Source organism: Streptomyces sp. NPDC049040, assembly GCF_043197715.1.
In the GTDB taxonomy this organism is placed as follows: domain Bacteria; phylum Actinomycetota; class Actinomycetes; order Streptomycetales; family Streptomycetaceae; genus Actinacidiphila.
The window spans coordinates 212,674-227,408 of the sequence record NZ_JBICTO010000006.1; the positions used below are offsets into that span (position 1 = coordinate 212,674).

Annotated in this window: 12 protein-coding genes and 1 pseudogene; 8 read left to right on the forward strand and 5 right to left on the reverse strand. The window is 73.9% G+C overall.

All coding sequences use genetic code 11. The annotated features are described in order from the left end of the window. Window positions 1–3: 3 nt before the first annotated feature. The 5 genes from dhaK to ACGFMP_RS18605 form a co-directional block, all read right to left on the reverse strand. Window positions 4–999, reverse strand: coding sequence for a dihydroxyacetone kinase subunit DhaK (gene dhaK / locus ACGFMP_RS18585; protein ID WP_393673523.1), 996 nt, complete (start codon window positions 997–999; stop codon window positions 4–6). Window positions 1,000–1,068: 69 nt separating this feature from the next. After that, window positions 1,069–1,728, reverse strand: coding sequence for a dihydroxyacetone kinase subunit DhaL (gene dhaL, locus ACGFMP_RS18590; protein ID WP_393673525.1), 660 nt, complete (start codon window positions 1,726–1,728; stop codon window positions 1,069–1,071). Between the two features lie 22 nt (window positions 1,729–1,750). Next, window positions 1,751–2,602 (reverse strand): HAD-IA family hydrolase, encoded by an 852-nt coding sequence (locus ACGFMP_RS18595; protein WP_393673526.1) that lies wholly within the window; start codon window positions 2,600–2,602, stop codon window positions 1,751–1,753. A 5-nt stretch (window positions 2,603–2,607) separates the two neighbouring features. After that, window positions 2,608–3,468: a ketose-bisphosphate aldolase gene (locus tag ACGFMP_RS18600; RefSeq protein WP_393673527.1), complete on the reverse strand. Its 861-nt coding sequence runs from the start codon at window positions 3,466–3,468 to the stop codon at window positions 2,608–2,610. A gap of 407 nt (window positions 3,469–3,875) precedes the next feature. Then, a complete protein-coding gene (locus ACGFMP_RS18605; protein WP_393673529.1) occupies window positions 3,876–4,427 on the reverse strand; it encodes a DUF1697 domain-containing protein in 552 nt (183 codons plus the stop codon). A gap of 214 nt (window positions 4,428–4,641) precedes the next feature. Here ACGFMP_RS18605 and ACGFMP_RS18610 point away from each other — a divergent pair. The 8 genes and pseudogenes from ACGFMP_RS18610 to ACGFMP_RS18645 form a co-directional block, all read left to right on the forward strand. Continuing rightward, window positions 4,642–5,820, forward strand: a pseudogene (locus tag ACGFMP_RS18610) (AAA family ATPase); the annotation flags it as partial. A 383-nt stretch (window positions 5,821–6,203) separates the two neighbouring features. Continuing rightward, the gene (locus tag ACGFMP_RS18615) at window positions 6,204–6,587 is read left to right on the forward strand and encodes a nucleotide pyrophosphohydrolase (RefSeq protein ID WP_393673530.1); all 384 of its coding nucleotides are present in this window, start codon (window positions 6,204–6,206) and stop codon (window positions 6,585–6,587) included. 186 nt (window positions 6,588–6,773) lie between these two features. Further along, window positions 6,774–7,238: a DUF6099 family protein gene (locus ACGFMP_RS18620; RefSeq protein WP_393673532.1), complete on the forward strand. Its 465-nt coding sequence runs from the start codon at window positions 6,774–6,776 to the stop codon at window positions 7,236–7,238. Between the two features lie 33 nt (window positions 7,239–7,271). Next, complete coding sequence (locus tag ACGFMP_RS18625; protein WP_393673534.1) at window positions 7,272–8,192, forward strand: LLM class F420-dependent oxidoreductase; 921 nt, start codon at window positions 7,272–7,274, stop codon at window positions 8,190–8,192. 9 nt (window positions 8,193–8,201) lie between these two features. Next, window positions 8,202–9,131, forward strand: coding sequence for a homocysteine S-methyltransferase (gene mmuM, locus ACGFMP_RS18630; protein WP_393673536.1), 930 nt, complete (start codon window positions 8,202–8,204; stop codon window positions 9,129–9,131). 75 nt (window positions 9,132–9,206) lie between these two features. Then, window positions 9,207–10,706 (forward strand): 3' terminal RNA ribose 2'-O-methyltransferase Hen1, encoded by a 1,500-nt coding sequence (locus ACGFMP_RS18635; RefSeq protein WP_393673538.1) that lies wholly within the window; start codon window positions 9,207–9,209, stop codon window positions 10,704–10,706. Then, entirely contained in the window at window positions 10,703–13,276 is a 2,574-nt protein-coding gene (locus tag ACGFMP_RS18640) for a polynucleotide kinase-phosphatase (protein ID WP_393673540.1), read from the forward strand. Before ACGFMP_RS18635 ends, ACGFMP_RS18640 begins: the two co-directional genes overlap by 4 nt. Before the next feature lie 98 nt (window positions 13,277–13,374). Then, the gene (locus ACGFMP_RS18645) at window positions 13,375–14,598 is read left to right on the forward strand and encodes an arginine deiminase (RefSeq protein WP_393673541.1); all 1,224 of its coding nucleotides are present in this window, start codon (window positions 13,375–13,377) and stop codon (window positions 14,596–14,598) included. The last annotated feature ends 137 nt before the right edge of the window (window positions 14,599–14,735 follow it).

A 14,735-nucleotide genomic window follows, 5' to 3' on the forward strand; every position in this document is an offset into this window, starting at 1 on the left:
GGGTCAGAAGACCCGGATCGGGATCTCGGCGGGCTCGGCCAGCAGGTCGGAGATCTCGTCGTCGAGACGGACCAGGGTGACCGAGGCGCCTGCCATGTCGAGCGAGGTGCAGTACTCGCCCACGTAGCTGCGGCGGATCTCGATGCCGCGGTCGGCCAGCTGCCGGTGTGCGCGGCCGTACACGAGGTAGAGCTCGCCGATCGGGGTGCCGCCGAGGCCGTTGACCATCAGCGCCACGCCGTCGCCCGAGACGTACGGCAGGTCGTCCACGACCGCGCTGACCAGCTCGCCGATCATCGCGTCGGCCGGCTGGAGCTTCTCCCGCTTGCGGCCGGGCTCGCCGTGGATGCCCACGCCCATCTCGACCGCGTCGTCCGGCAGGTCGAACAGCGGCGAGCCCTTGGCCGGCGGGGTGCAGGCGGTGAGCGCCATGCCCATGGTCCGGGTGACGGAGTTGACCTTCTCGCCGATCCGGTACAGCTCGTCGAGGTCCGCGCCGCGTTCCGCGGCCGCCCCCACGGCCTTCATCACGAAGAAGTTGCCTGCCACACCGCGGCGGCCGACGGTGTACGTCGAGTCCTGCACCGCCACGTCGTCGTCGATGAACAGGGTGCGGACGGTCACCCCGTCGGCCTCGGACAGCTCCTCGGCCATCTCGAAGGCCATCCGGTCCCCGGTGTAGTTGTTCACCAGCAGCAGCACGCCCTTGGCGGAGGCGACCCGCTTGACCGTCTCGTAGACGAAGTCGGTCGGCGGCGCGGAGAAGACGTCGCCGGGACAGGCCGCGTCCAGCATGCCCTTGCCGACGCTCATGACGTGCGCCGGCTCGTGGCCCGACCCGGACCCCTGGACGATGGACACCTTGCTGTCCCGCGGGGCGTCGGCACGCATGATCAGGTTGTACTCGGGGACGTACTTCAGCGTGTCGGGATTGGCCAGCGCCAGCCCCTCCAGCATCTGCGAGACGTAGTCCTTCGGGTCGTTGACGAACTTCTTCATGCGCTCGCTCCTCGTGGTCGTGCCCCTGCCCGCTTCGGTGCGGGGACGAAGGTGCCGGGCCGCCCGCGGTCAGCCGCGCGCCTCCCACTCGGCGGCGACGCGCTCCGCCATGACCGCGACCGCCACCGCGCCCGGGTCGGGCGAGCCGATGCTGCGCTCCCCTGTGTAGCTCTGGCGGCCGCGTCTGGCCTGCATGGGCGTCGTCGCGTCCGCCGCGCCGCGGGCGGTGCCGGCCGCGAGCGCGGCGAGTTCCGGCGCGGTGGCGGGGCCGCCGTCGGCGAGGCGCTGCTCCAGGGCGTCGGTCATCGGGATCAGCGCGTCCAGCAGCGTCTTGTCGCCGACGTCGGACTTGCCGCGCACCTTGATCCCCTCCGCCGCGGCCCGCAGCATCGCCACCGCGTCCGCCGAGCCCAGCTCTGTCCTGCCCTTCACGGCCCCCGCGGCCCGCAGGAAGGCGGTGCCCCACAGCGGCCCCGAGGTGCCGCCGACCCGCTTGGAGATCACCAGGGCGACCTTCTTCAGGAATTCGGCCGGCTCGGGCGAGCTCTCGTCGAGGGTGTCCCAGTCGGCGAGCACGATCTCGAAGCCGCGGGCGAGTGAGAAACCGAAGTCGCCGTCACCCGCGACGGCGTCGAGGTCGCCGAAGGCCCCCTCGTTGTCGACCGCGGTCCTGGCGATGGTCCGGACGACGAAGGCGAGGTCGGCGGCTGATGTCGACGGTGATGACATGGCTCTCCAGACTGGCGCGGCGTCAGTTCCGACCGGGATCGGAAGCGGGGCCGGACCCGTCGGCGGATCCGGAATCGGGTGGACGGGACGTGGCGTCTTCCGCGCCGAGGAGGCCGGACAGGTCCGCGAACTCCACCAGCGGGCCCGGCCGCACGCCGAACGGGTCGCTCAGCACCTCGGTGGCGGTCCCGTCCGGCGGCGGGTCCCCGAGCGAGGAGACCACCAGGGCCGCCCCGGTGAAGTCCTCCTCGCCGGTGTAGGCGCTGACGGTGACCACGCAGGTCAGTCCGGCGCCGAGTGCGGCCAGCATGCCGTTGCGGCTGTCCTCGACGGCGATCGCGTCCTCGGGTTCGACGCCGAGCCGGTCGACGGCGTACGTGTAGATGTCGGGGGCGGGCTTCTTGCGCGGGACCACGTCGCCGGCGAACACCGCGAAGCGCGAGGCCAGTTCCGGCCCCATGGCCAATTCGAGCACGCTGCGTACGGACGCCTCGGCGGAGGTGGAGGCGACCGCGAGGGTCCATCCGGCCCGCTGCGCGGCCTCGGCGACCCGCCGCACGCCGGCCCGGGGCGGGATGGTCCCGCCCCGGATGATCCCCGTGTAGACCTCCGTCTTGCGCCGGTGCCAGGCGGCGACCTGCTCGTCGAGCGCGTCGGGGTCGGAGGGCAGGCCCGCGGAGGCGACGAAGTCGGGGGTCAGCATCGCCCGCATCCGCTCCTTGCCGCCGCCGACCTTCACCTTCTCTGCGTACTCCGCGTCGCTCCACCGCACCGGCAGGCCGAACTCCTCGAAGGTCGTGTTGAACGCGGGCAGGTGGCCGTAGCGCTCGGTGTCGGCGAGGACGCCGTCGCAGTCGAAGACCAGCGCGGGCACCGGTATCAGCCCGCCCGGCCGGCGCTGCCGAACAGCGTCATCAGGGAGCCGGTCATCTCCATCACGTCCTTGCGGACGGACCGGAAGAGCGACGGCGGGTCCCACTTCTGCCGCTCCGCCGCCGATTCGAGGAAGGCCAGGTTCGACTTCATGAACGTCTCCTTCAGGGCGGTCGAGATGTTGACCTTCGCGCACCCCCGGGAGATCAGGTCGCGGAACTGCTCGTCCGACAGCCCGCTGCCGCCGTGCAGCGCGATCGGCAGCGGGTGGGCGGCCACGATGTCGGACACCCGCTGGGCGTCGAGCACCGGCGCCTTCTTGTACGACCCGTGGGCGTTCCCGATCGCGGGCGCGAAGACGTCGACCCCGGTGGTCCGCAGGAATTCCAGCGCGACGGCCAGGGACTGCTGCTCGGCCGCGGTGTCGCTGCCGACGTCGTCCTCCACACCGGTGATCGACTCGATCTCGCCCTCGACCGCGGCCCCGTACCCGCGGGCCTCCGCGACGACCTCGACGGTCTGCCGCATGTTCTCCTCGACCGGCAGCTTGGAGGCGTCGAACAGCACCGAGTTCCAGCCCCGCCGCAGGCACTCGGTGATGACGTCGCGGTCGGGGCAGTGGTCGAGGTGCAGGGTGACCGGCACCTCGATGCCGGCGGTCATCGACGTCCACATGGCGTACAGCACGTCGCTGCCGAGGGACCTGACCGTCTTCACGGAGGTCTGCACGATGAGCGGGGACCTGTTCTCCACGGCGGCCGCCAGCACCGCCTCGAGGGTGAGGTCGTTGAACACGTTGATCGCGGGTACTGCGTACCGCTCCTCGAAGGGGTCGGCAAGGATCTCGGTCAGCGGTGCAACAGCCACGGCGCCTCCACGGTTCCGCCCCCGCCCCTCCATTCCACGCCCGCGGACCGCGCCGCGCCACTTGTGGCCCGGCGGGTGGCGGCGGCCCCGGGCCGGCGGGTGGCGGCAGGGCCGCGGCCCGACGGCGACCGGCGGACCGCCCGAGGAGTGCGGGGGTCCTGTGAGGTTCCCCCGGGTGGGCGTCCGGCATCCCGGGCGCATCGGCTGCGGCATGGCTCCCGCTCGGGCGTGGCTCCGCGCGGGCACGCCTCCGCAACGGACGTGGGCGCGGCACCGTGTCCTGAGGGCGGACCCGGCCGTGGACGGTCCCAGCGTACGAGCCGGTGGGGCGGCCGTGCGGCGGCGCGCCGAACCAACCCCGTCCGCCGCATCCGCCTCATCCGCACGGGCGGGGCGGTCCGCCGCCGTCAGCCGTCGCTGATCTCCAGCAGCTTCGTGACCGTGTTCCAGTTGCGGTTGGTGGCCGGCATGCCGAGGCCGCGGTCGGTGAGCAGTCCGGCGAGCTTGGAGTCGCGGATCGAGTCGGGGAAGTGGGCGTAGATCTCCCGCTCACCGGGCCGGAACTCGTCCGGGGCGTAGGCCGCCACGTCGATCCGGGCGAGCCGGTCGAGCGGCACGGGCCCCGCGAGGAAGACCACCAGGAAGCGCGAGCCGTTCACCCCGGCCATGTCGAACGGGTTGGCCGCCACGACCCGCCGCAGGTCCTCGGCCGTGCGCACCATGCAGGTGATGTTCAGGCCCAACTCGTCGTCGAGCGCCTGCCGGAGGGCTTCGGCCAGCCGTCGCGGATCGGTGTCCTCGTGGGTGAAGACGGCATTGCCGCTCTGGAGGTGGGTGCGGATGCCGGTGCCGCCGATGGCGGCCAGCAGCTCGCGCAGGGTCTGCATCGGGACTTTGGCCTTGCCCCCGACGTTGATCCCGCGCAGCAGAGCGACATACCTGGTGCTGGTCGTGGTCACACCGCCACCGTAGCCGCAGGCACCGACAGCGCCCGGGTGGTCGAGAGGGGCCGCGGGTGGTCGGGAGGTCGCGGGAGATCGCGGGAGGCCGCGGCGCGTCGAGCAGGGTATGTGATTTCCGGATATCCGCAGATCATGCACGATGTCCCTCGTTCGAGTTACCCAGGGCCGCTGGAACGGTTCGCCACCCCGGACGCTGACTACCTTCGCGGCCATGAGCACCAGTGCGCCCAAGGACGCCGGTCACGACCGCCCCGTCGTCACCGAACTGCGGCTGTCCGCCTTCAAGTCACACCGCGGGGCCACCTTCGCGCTCGGCCCGCTCACCCTGCTCACCGGCGGCAGCGGCACCGGCAAGTCGAGCGTGCTCGAAGGGCTCGCCGCACTCGGCCGGCTGGCCTGCGGCGCGGAACTCGCCGAGGTCTTCGGATCCGTGGTGCGCGGCGGCGCGGCGGCCTGCGTGCCGCAGGGCGCGCAGCCGGACGCGCAGGGGCGGCGCGGCTTCCGAATCGGCTGCACGGTGACCGGCCCGGTCGGCCCGGTGCGGCTCGACGTCGCGGTGCAGGCGGAGCCGACGCTGCGCATTGTCGGCGAACGGCTGACCGGCGCCGGCGAGACCCTGCTGACCACGGCGCTGCGCGACCCGGCCCGGCGCACCGTGCAGGCCGCCTGGCACACCGCGGGCGAGGTCTCGGTGACGCGGGCTCCGCTGCCGGACAGCGTGCTGGCCAGCGCGCTGCTGCCGCTGCGGGTCTCCGGGCGCACCGACGGGCAGCGGCTGGTGCTCGCCGCCGCCGAGCAACTGGTGGTGGCGCTGCGCGGGGTCTTCCCCGTGGCGCCGCGGCCCGAGCTGATGCGGTTCCCCGTGCCGGTGGGCGACGGGCGGCTGCGGGCGGCGTGCGACAACCTCTCCGCGGTGCTGGCCAGGACCGAGGGCGAGTGCGGCACGCGGCACGCGGCCCTGGTCAACGCGGTGCGTGCGGTGTGCAGTCCGCCGGTGGAGGGGCTCACGGTGCTGCCTGCGATGCTGCCGTCGCCGGGCGACGGGCGCACCGTGCGTGACGCGGTGATCGCCGCGGTGGACCGCGGCCCGCTGGGCATGGTGCCGGTCGACCGGCTCGGCGACGGCGAACTGCGCTTCGTGGCCCTGGCGCTGGTGCTGCTCACCGGCCCCGGCGTGCTGGATGTCGACACCAGTACGGAGCTGCTGCCGGCCGGCCAGGTGCTGACGGTGCTGGGCGACGGCCTCGATCTGGGCCTTGATCGCAGGCAGCTGCGGGAGCTGCTGCGGCTCGCCGGGGTCGCCGCGGCGCGCGGGCACATCCGGTTGCTCGGCACCGTCCAGGACCCGGACTGCGTGGAGGGGCTCGGCGGCGTGACCGTCGCCAGGCTCGGCGACCCGCGGCGGGTGCCGGCGCAGGACGCGGGGGAGCCGGGGGGGGGGGGGGGGGGGGGGGGGGGGGGCGCGGCCCCGCGGCGCCGGGCCGCCCCCCCCCCCCCCCCCGCCCCCCCCCCCGCCCCCCGCGGGGGGGGGCCGCCCCCGCCCGCGGGGGCGGGCCGGGGGGGGGGGGGCCCGGGCCCCCCCCCCCCGCGGCGGGAGGCGTCGCCAGGCGCCGGGCGCGTCGGCGGGGAGGGGGCCGGCCGGGGCGGGGAGCGCGGTGAGCGGGTCGGCGGTGCGGGTCCCGGCGCCGATGACGGTACGCGCGGGGTCGGCCGGACGGCAGAGGGGGCGGGCCGGGAGGAGGAGGGCTGCGGCGATGCGGTAGACCAGTCGGGGTGACAGGACAACCACCCGACCTCGCGGCTCTGCAGCGCCGCCTGCTCGAATTCGCCGCCGCCCGTGACTGGGAGCCCTTCCACACCCCGAAGAACCTGGCCGCGGCGCTGAGCGTCGAGGCGGCCGAGCTGCTGGAGATCTTCCAGTGGCTGACGCCCGAGCAGGCCTCGGCGGTGATGGCCGACCCGGAGTCCGCCTTCCGGGTGCGCGACGAGGTCGCGGACGTGCTGGCCTACCTGCTGCAGTTCTGCGCGGCGCTCGACGTCGACGTGCTGGCCGCGCTCGCGGCCAAGATCGACAGGAACGAGGACCGTTTCCCGCGGCCCGGCCGGGCGGGCCCGGCCGAGGCCGGCGGCGGGCCGCCGGGGGCCGCATCCGGGTGACGGGTCCGGGGGCCGCGTCCGGGTGACGGGTCCGGGGGCCGCGTCCGGATGACGGGTTTTCCACAGGTGCGGGGTTTTCCACAGGCTTCACGGCCGGCCTCTCCGCGGCTGTGCGTCTTCTGTCACGCTGAGTGATGTCGGCAGGTGGTGAAGGGTTCACCACCCCGGCGTCGAGGGGGTGCGGAGATGGACGCGGCACGGCTGGTGGCGGAGTCGGAGCGGGTGATGCGGGGGGCGCCGCAGCCGGAGGACGTCATCGAGGAGGCCTGGCAGGCAGGCGAGCTGGTCGAGGCGGTGGGCCGGCTGCTGACGGCGGTGGGGCATCCGTCGGCGGCGCGCACCGGCGCGCCGGGGTTCGGCGGCCGGACGGGACCGGTGGTCGTGGCGGCGGGGGCGGGGCCGCCGCGGGCGGCCCGGCTGACGGCGGTCCGAGATCCGGCCGGGACGCTGCGGGCCCTGCGGGTGCTGCTCGGCGAGATCACCCATGCCCTGGTGGGGCTGACCCGCGCGGTGCACGACGAGGGGGCCTACTGGCAGTGCATCGAGGCGCTGGACGCGGTGGACGAGGCCAAGGACCGGGTGCGGGCACTGGCCCGCGGCGAGCGGATGCCGGGGGAGCACGGGGGAGAGGGGCTGTCATGCGCCGATTGACCGGGGGGCGTGCGATGAGTGCAGGATGGGGGAATGGATCTGCGAATCTTCACCGAGCCCCAGCAGGGGGCCGACTACGACACGCTTCTCGCGGTCGCCAAGGCCACGGAAGACCTCGGTTTCGACGCCTTCTTCCGGTCGGACCACTACCTGACGATGAGCGGCGACGGGCTGCCGGGACCCACGGACGCGTGGATCACGCTGGCGGGCCTCGCACGGGAGACCAGCCGGATCAAGCTCGGCACCCTGATGACGGCAGGCACCTTCCGGCTGCCCGGTGTGCTGGCGATCCAGGTGGCGCAGGTCGACGCGATGTCGGGCGGCAGGATCGAGTTCGGCCTGGGGGCCGGCTGGTTCGAGGCGGAGCACACGGCGTACGGGATCCCCTTCCCGAAGGAGAAGATCGGCCGGCTCGCCGAGCAGCTGGCGGTGATCACCGGGCTGTGGGCCACCCCGGTCGGCAAGACCTTCGACTTCGACGGCGAGTTCTACCAGCTCAAGGACTCCCCTGCGCTGCCGAAGCCCGCGCAGGCCAAGGTGCCGGTGCTCATCGGCGGCATGGGCGCCAAGCGCACCCCGGAGCTGGCGGCCCGTTATGCCGACGAGTTCAACGTGCCCTTCGCGTCGATGGAGGACTCCGGCCGGCAGATCGGGCGGGTCCGCGACGCGGTGCAGGCGGCCGGGCGCCCGGCCGACAGCATGGTCTACTCGAACGCGCTGGTGGTCTGTGTCGGCAGGGACGATGCGGAGGTGGCCCGGCGGGCGGCGGCGATCGGCCGCGAGGTCGAGGAGCTGAAGGAGAACGGGCTCGCCGGCTCCCCCGCGGAGGTCGTCGAGAAGATCGGGCGGTATGCCGAGCAGGGCGCCACCCGCTTCTACCTGCAGACCCTGGACCTCGGCGATCTGGACCACCTGGAGCTGATCGCCTCCCAGGTCAAGCCGCAGCTGGGCTGAGGCACGACCATGCCGGAGACGTCCGCCGTCCCGCCGCCTCCCGCAGGGGGCCCCGGAGCGTTGTTCGCCTCCGGCGGCACCCTGGTGCTGGACGGCGGGCTGTCCAACCAGCTCGCCGCCCAGGGCTGCGACCTGTCCGACCCGCTCTGGACGGCCCGGCTGCTCGCCGACGACCCCGGGCAGATCCAGGCGGCCCACCGTGCCTACGTAAGGGCAGGGGCGGATGTGCTGATCACCGCGGGCTACCAGGCCAGTCACCAGGGCTTCGCCCGACGGGGCATCGGGCGGGCCGAGGCCTCCGCGCTGCTGCGCCGCAGCGTGGACCTGGCCCGCCGGGCGGCGGCGGCCCGGCCCGGGGTGCGGGTGGCCGCCTCGGTCGGCCCCTACGGCGCGGTGCTCGCCGACGGCAGCGAATACCGCGGGCGGTACGGCCTGACGGTGCGGGAGCTGACGGAATTCCACCGGCCGCGGATCGAGGCGGTGGCCGCCGCGGCGCCCGACGTCCTCGCGCTGGAGACGGTGCCCGACATCGACGAGGCCGAGGCGATGCTGCGGGCCGCGGCGCCCACGGGGCTGCCGGTGTGGCTGTCCTACACGATCGACGGCGTGTCGACCCGGGCCGGCCAGCCGCTGTCCGAGGCGTTCGCCCTGGCCGCGGGCCGCGACGAGGTGGTCGCGGTCGGCGTCAACTGCTGCGCGCCGCGGGACGTCACGGCGGCGGTCGAGCTGGCGGCGGCCACCGGCAAGCCCGCCGTGGCCTACCCCAACAGCGGTGAGCGCTGGAATGCCGCGGCCCGCCGCTGGGAGGGCGCCCCGGCCTTCTCGCCGGCCCTCGCGACCGCCTGGCAGGCCTCGGGTGCCCGCCTGATAGGCGGCTGCTGCCGCATCGGCCCACCGGCCATCACCGCCCTCCGCGCAGCCCTGAGGGGCGCCGCCTGACGGCATTCCCCGACCCCTGGCCCGCGTCGGGAAAACGCCTGGCCGGGGGCGGGGCGGCGGGGAATACTCGGGCAGGTGTTCCTGACGATCTCCACCACAGGCAGCGCCGCGGGTCCGGCCACGGACCTCGGGTTCCTGCTGCACAAGCACCCGGACCGGGCCCAGGTCTTCGCCACCTCCTACGGTGACGCCCACGTCTTCTACCCCGAGGCGAGCGCGGAGCGCTGCACCGCCGCGCTGCTGCTCGAGGTCGATCCGCCGGCGCTCGTGCGGCGCGGCCGGGGCAAGGGCAGGGGCGGGGCGCCCGACGCGGCGCTGGCGCAGTATGTCAACGACCGGCCGTATGCCGCGTCGTCGCTGCTGGCCGTGGCGCTGCGGACGGTGTTCGCGAGCGCGCTGCGCGGCGAGTGCCGCGCGCTGCCCGAGCGGGCCGCGGCGCCGCTGCCGCTGCGGATCGAGGTGCCCGCGCTGCCCGCCCGCGGTGGAGCGGCGCTGGTCGCCCGGCTGTTCGAGCCGCTCGGCTGGCAGGTGGCGGCCGAGCCCGTGCGGCTGGACGAGCGGTTCCCCGAGTGGGGCGACTCGCGCTACGTGCGGCTGGTGCTGGAGGGCGAGCTGCGGCTGTCCGACGCGCTGCGGCACCTGTACGTCCTGCTGCCGGTGCTGGACGACGCCAAGCACTACTGGGTGTCGGCCGACGAGGTGGACAAGCTGCTGCGGTTCGGCGAGGGCTGGCTCGCGGGGCACCCCGAGCAGCACCTGATCACCCGGCGCTACCTGGCCAGGCGCTGGTCGCTCACCCGGGAGGCGAACGAGCGGCTGGAGCTGGTACGGCTGGCCGACGCCGACGACGTGGAGGTCGAGGAGATCGACAACGCCGTCGAGGCCGAGCAGCCGGAGGGCACGGAGGAACGCCCCGCGCCGCTCGCCGTGCAGCGCCGGGAGGCGATCCTGGCCGGGCTGCGTGCGGCGGGGGCCGCCCGGGTGCTCGACCTGGGCTGCGGGCAGGGCCAGTTGGTGGCCGCGCTGCTCAAGGAGCCGCGCTTCACCGAGATCGTCGGCGTCGACGTGTCCGTGCGCGCGCTGGAGATGGCGGCCCGCCGGCTGCGGCTCGACCGGATGGGCGAGCGGCAGTCCTCCCGCATCACCCTGCTCCAGGGTTCGCTGGCTTACACCGACAAGCGGCTCAAGGGATATGACGCGGCGGTTCTCAGCGAGGTCGTCGAGCACCTCGACCCGCCGCGGCTGCCCGCGCTCGAATACGCCGTCTTCGGCGCCGCCCGTCCGCGGACGGTGATCGTCACGACGCCGAACGTCGAGTACAACGTCCGCTGGGAGACGCTGCCGGCCGGCCACCGCAGGCACGCCGACCACCGGTTCGAGTGGACCAGGCGGGAGTTCCGCGACTGGGCCGAAGCGGTGGCCGCCCGCCACGGCTACGACGTGGAGTTCCACCCGGTGGGTCCCGACGACCCGGAGGTCGGCCCGCCCACCCAGCTCGCACATTTCACCGGCACCGGCACGGGTACGGGCCCCGCAAGCGACGCCCCGCGGCAGAAGAAGGAGGACGCGGCATGACCGAGAACGACCGTGACGGCACCCTGGGAACACCCCGCACCCTCGCCGTCACCGACCTGTCCCTCGTGGTGCTGATCGGCGCCACCGGCTCCGGCAAGTCCACCTTCGCCGCCCGGCACTTCGCACCCACCGAGGTGATCTCCTCCGACTTCTGCCGCGGCCTGGTCAGCGACGACGAGAACGACCAGAGCGCGACCAGGGACGCCTTCGACGTCCTGCACTACATCGCGGGCAAGCGGCTCGCGGCCGGCCGCCGCACCGTCGTGGACGCCACCAGCGTCCAGCAGGAGGCCCGCAAGCAGCTCATCGGGCTGGCCAGGGAGCACGACGTGCTGCCCATCGCCATCGTGCTCGACGTCCCCGAGCAGGTGTGCGCCGAGCGCAACGCGGCACGCCCGGAACGCGCCGCCCTGCCCCGGCACGTCATCCAGCGCCACCAGCGCGAGCTGCGCCGCTCGCTGCGCGGCCTTGAGCGCGAGGGCTTCCGCAAGGTGCACATCCTGCGCGGCACCGCGGAGATCGACGCGGCCCGGGTCGTCGACGAGCCGAGCTACAACAACCTGCGCCACCTCACCGGGCCCTTCGACATCATCGGCGACGTCCACGGGTGCAGTTCGGAGCTGGAGTCGCTGCTCGCCAAGCTCGGCTACGACGACGGCCGGCACCCGGCCGGCCGTACCGCGGTCTTCGTCGGCGACCTGGTCGACCGCGGCCCCGACAGCCCCGGCGTGCTGCGCCGCGTCATGGGCATGGTCGAGGCGGGCACCGCCCTGTGCGTGTCCGGAAACCACGAGAACAAGCTGAGCCGCCACCTCAAGGGCCGCCGGGTGCAGCCCACCCACGGCCTGGCGGAGACCATCGAGCAGTTCGCCCGCGAGGACGAGCGCGACCCGGACTTCCGCGGCCGGGCCGCCGAGTTCATCGGCGGCCTGATCAGCCACTTCGTGCTGGACGGCGGCCGGCTGGTGGTCTGCCACGCAGGCCTGCCGGAGAAGTACCACGGCCGCGCCTCGGGGCGGGTGCGCTCGCACGCGCTCTACGGGGACACCACAGGCGAGACCGACGAGTTCGGCCTGCCGGTCCGCTATCCCTGGGCGGAGGAGTACCGCGGCAGCGCCGCCGTCGTGTACGGGCACACCCCGGTGCCCACCACCTCCTGGATCAACAACACGCTGTGCCTGGACACCGGCGCCGTCTTCGGCGGCCGGCTGACCGCCCTGCGCTGGCCTGAGCGCGAGGTCGTGGACGTGCCGGCGGAGCGGGTCTGGTACGAGCCGGTCAAGCCGCTGCTGGCCGAGGCACCCGGCGGCCGCGAGGGACGCCCGCTGGACCTGGACGACGTCACGGGGCGCAGGATCGTCGAGACGGCCCTGATGGGGCGTCTGGCGGTACGCGAGCAGAACGCGGCGGCGGCCCTCGAAGTGATGAGCCGCTTCGCGGTCGACCCGCGGCTGCTGTGCTATCTGCCGCCGACCATGGCGCCGTGCGCCACGTCCACCGAGGACGGCTACCTGGAGCACCCGGCGGAGGCCTTCGCCTCCTACCGCGCCGACGGGGTGCGGCAGGTCGTGTGCGAGGAGAAGCACATGGGCTCCCGCGCGGTCGCCCTGGTCTGCCGCGACGAGGCGGCCGCCGCCGAGCGGTTCGGCACCGCCGCGGGGGTGACCGGCGTGCTGCACACCCGCACCGGCCGGCCGTTCTTCGACGACCCCGCCGTCATGGAGGAGGTGCTCGCCCGGGTCCGTGACGCGGTCACGGCGGCGGGCCTGTGGGAGGAGCTGGACACCGACTGGCTGCTGCTCGACGCCGAGCTGCTGCCGTGGTCGCTGAAGGCGTCCGGGCTGCTGCGCAAGCAGTACGCCGCGGTCGGCGCGGCCGCGGGCGCCGCCTTCCCGCCGGCGCTGGCCGCGCTCGAAGCGGCGGCCGGCCGGGGCTCCGACGTCGGCGCGCTGCTGGCGCGGCAGCACGAGCGGGCGGCGGACGCGCAGGCGTTCACCGACGCCTACCGCCGCTACTGCTGGACCACCGACGGCCTGGACGGCGTCCACCTCGCGCCCTTCCAGCTGCTGGCGGCCCGCGACCGCAACCTGGCGGGCGAGCTGCCGCAGGACCGGCAGCTTGCGCTCATCGACCGGATGGTCGACGCCGACCCCACAGGGCTGCTGCGGACCACCAGGCGGCTGGTCGTCGACACCGGCGACGAGGCGTCGGTCGCGGCCGGCACCGACTGGTGGCTGGAGCTGACCGCGGCCGGCGGCGAGGGCATGGTCGTCAAGCCGCTGGACGCGCTGGCACGCGACCAGAAGGGCGGCCTGGTCCAGCCGGGTGTGAAGTGCCGCGGCCGCGAGTATCTGCGGATCATCTACGGCGCCGAGTACACCCGTCCCGGCCACCTGGACCGGCTGCGGCAGCGTGCGCTGGGCCACAAGCGGTCCCTCGCGCTGCGCGAGTTCGCGCTCGGCCAGGAGGCCCTGGACCGCATCGCGACGGGGGCGCCACTCTTCCGGGTCCACGAGGCCGTCTTCGCGGTCCTGGCCCTGGAGTCGGAACCCGTCGACCCCCGGCTGTGACCCCGGCCCCGCCGCGGCGCCCCGTCTGCCAGGGCGCGCCGCGGTGGGGAGGGTCACAGACGGGATATCGGGCGCGGGTCGTGGGAAGCTCTGCTTCCATGGGATTTCACGTGGACTCCGAGACCGGGCGGCTGCGCCGCGTCATCCTGCACCGGCCGGATCTGGAGTTGAAGCGGCTGACCCCCACGAACAAGGACGCGCTGCTGTTCGACGACGTCCTGTGGGTGCGCAGGGCGCGCGCGGAGCACGACGGCTTCGCGGACGTGCTCCGCGACCGCGGTGTCGAGGTGCACCTGTTCGGGGACCTGCTGACCGAGGCGCTGGAGACGGCCGCCGCGAAGGACCTGGTGCTCGACCGGGTCTTCGACGAGAAGGAGTACGGTCCGCTGGCCACCGGGCCGCTGCGGGAGGCCTTCGACCGGCTGCCCGCCGCCGAGCTGACCGAGGCGCTGGTCGGGGGGATGACCAAGCGGGAGTTCCTGGACCGTTTCGCGGAGCCGGTCTCGGTCCGCTTCCACGCCATGGACCTGGACGACTTCCTGCTGGCGCCGCTGCCGAACCACATCTTCACCCGCGACACCTCCGCCTGGGTCTACGACGGGGTCAGCATCAACGCGATGCGCTGGCCCGCCCGGCAACGCGAGACCGTGCACTTCGAGGCGATCTACCGGCACCATCCGCTCTTCGCCGGCGGCGGCTTCCACGTCTGGTCGGAGGGCCAGAGCGCCTATCCCTCGACGATCGAGGGCGGCGACGTGCTGGTCATCGGGGCGGGCGCGGTGCTGATCGGGATGAGCGAGCGGACCACACCGCAGGCCGTGGAGATGCTGGCCCGCGGGATGTTCGCGGCGGGCTCCGCGCGGACCATCGTGGCGCTCGACATGCCCAAGCGCCGTGCGTTCATGCACCTGGACACGGTGATGACGATGGTCGACGGCGACACCTTCACGCAGTACGCGGGGCTGGGGATGCTGCCGTCCTACACGATCGAGCCCGGTGGCGAGGAGGGCGAGCTCAAGGTCACCGACCATCCGCCCGAGCACATGCACCGCGCCATCGCCGCCGCGCTCGGCCTGGACTCGGTCAAGGTGCTGACCGCGACGCAGGACGTGCACGCGGCCGAGCGGGAGCAGTGGGACGACGGGTGCAACGTGCTGGCGGTGGAGCCGGGCGTGGTGGTGGCCTACGAGCGCAACGCGACCACCAACACCTTCCTGCGCAAGCGGGGTCTGGAGGTGATCGAGATTCCGGGCAGCGAGCTGGGCCGGGGGCGTGGCGGGCCGCGCTGCATGAGCTGCCCGATCGAGCGGGACGCGGTGTGAGCTGCGCCGCTGCCGGGAATCCCGGAGGAGGGGGCCCGTACGGAAGCGGAAAGGGCGTACGGGAAAGAGCTGTATAAGAATGCCTATCTTCGTATAGACTTCCATGGTTCCGGATGAACCACCGACCGAGGAGTCCC